Origin of the sequence: Frankia tisae, assembly GCF_025403405.1 — a bacterium.
Lineage (GTDB): Bacteria > Actinomycetota > Actinomycetes > Frankiales > Frankiaceae > Frankia > Frankia tisai.
Genome location: NZ_JANEZT010000637.1, coordinates 1 through 1,949, shown reverse-complemented (window position 1 = coordinate 1,949; position 1,949 = coordinate 1). Strand labels below are relative to the sequence as shown.

Genomic DNA, 1,949 nt, shown 5'->3' with positions numbered 1-1,949 from the left:
CCTCTCGGTCGGCGCGGACGGCGACGTCGCTGGCCACCAGCCATCCCGGCCCGAGGACGGCGGTGGCGGCGGCGGCGAGCTGCAGCGCGAACTCGCGTGCGGACGCCGGCCGATCGCGCAGCCGCCGGCCGAGCGCCCGGCTGACGACCCCTGCCAGCGGCTCGGGGACGCCGGGCGGCGCGGGGGCGGGCTGTTCGAGCTGGCGGCGCCACAGCTGCGCCGGCGGCAGGCTCGGGTCGATGGGCATGGTGCCCGTCAACAGCCGGAACAGCACGACGCCCAGGGCGTACAGGTCGGTGCCGGGGCCGACCCGCTCGCCGCCGATCTGCTCCGGCGCCATGTAACCGGGGGTGCCGGCGATCGAGTGGACCGAGGTGCTGGTGCCGCCGAAGAACTTGCTGATGCCGAAGTCGACGAGCTTCGGCGCGCCGTCCCGGGCGAACAGGATGTTCGACGGCTTGATGTCGCGGTGCAGGACGCCGGCGGTGTGCGCGGCGGCGAGCGCGTCGGCGGCGGCCAGCCCCACCGCGCAGGCCATCGCCGGGGAAGTCTCGGCCAACCGCGAGCGCAGCGTCCCGCCGGGCAGGTGCTCCATGACCAGCAGAGACAGCTCGCCGCGTTCGACGTAGTCGTAGATCCTCACGATGTGCGGATGGTCGAGTCCCGCGAGCACGTCGGCTTCGCGGCGGAAGCCGTCCCGGTACGCGGGGCCCGCGCGGGTCAGCACCTTGATCGCCACCTGGCGGGTGATCTGCCGGTGCCGGCCTTCCACGACGATGCCGCTCGAGCCCTGGCCCAGGGTCGGGCCGAGCTCGTAGCCGGGCAACGCCGCCTCGACCTGCGCACGTTCGAGAAACACGGCGGCTACGACACCAGCTCGATGCTGGCCGGGCTGGTCTCCGCGGTGCTGACCACAGTGATCACCGAGGACGGGGTGCCGCTGGGGACGCTCACCTCGACCGTGCAGGCCGATTCCGCGCTGAGCCTCTGACCTGAGCATTTGTCGGTTTGGATACCCGATCCGCTCACGGACTGCACCAGGAAGGTGGAGCCGTGGCCGCCGATATTGACTCGCCAGATGGTCCCTCCGGGCGAGGTCGACAGTACTTGCTTGCTCAGGCTGATTCTGCCCACGCGGTTGATCGTTGTCGTGGCGGTGGACTGCTGTCCGTTCTGGTCGGTGACCGTCACCGACGCCCGGTAGGTACCCGCCAGGTAGTTGTGATATCCGCTAGTCGGATCAGCCGACGGTGCCTCCACCGTGCCATCGCCGAAGTCGAAGCGGTAGGAGGTGATCGGCGCGGAGCCGGCGACCGAACCGGAGGCGTTGAGTCTGAGCACCGACTGCGCCGCGACACCGCCTGCGGGTGGCAGCTCGGAGATCAGGGCAGCGCGCGGTGGCGCGGCGGCGGGGGCGGTCACCTGGACGCTGGCGTTTGCCGTCGAGGTGCGGCCGGCCTGGTCGCGGACGGTGACGCTCACGGTGTAGGTGCCGGCGGCGGTGACCTGGTGGCGGGCGGTCGCCGACGCCTGGGGACCAACGGTCGTGCCGTCGCTGAAGGTGAACGCGTAGTCGGCGATTGGGCTGGAGCCGGCAGTCGACGCTGAGGCGTCAGCGACGATGTCGGCGGGCGCCGTTGCCTGGCTGCGTCCCGCGCTGAGCTGCGCTGTCGGACCGACGGCCGCGGCGGCGGTAACGTGCGCGGCGGCGCTGGCCGTCGATGTCCGACCGGCGCTGTCCGTCACCGTCACCGTGACGGTGTAGTCGCCGGCCTGGGCGAAGGTATGGGTCGCCTTCTCCCCGGCGGCTGTCGCCCCGTCGCCGAACGCGAACGAGTAGCCGGTGATCGGGCTGCTGCCCGCGGTGGAGGCGGAAGCTCTGGCCGTCACGCTCAGCGGGGCGTTGCCGGCGGCGGGGGTGAGCTCGATGCGGGCGGTCGGGCCCGTCG

Annotated in this window: 2 protein-coding genes; both read right to left on the bottom strand. The window is 72.3% G+C overall.

Annotation, left to right across the window (positions count from 1 at the left end):
• A partial coding sequence (locus NBZ85_RS30740; RefSeq protein ID WP_261563383.1) for a serine/threonine-protein kinase occupies nucleotides 1-859 on the bottom strand: 859 nt, incomplete at its 3' end.
• Between the two features lie 5 nt (nucleotides 860-864).
• Nucleotides 865-1,949: PKD domain-containing protein (locus tag NBZ85_RS30735; RefSeq protein ID WP_261563382.1), on the bottom strand; the 1,085-nt coding region annotated here is incomplete at its 5' end.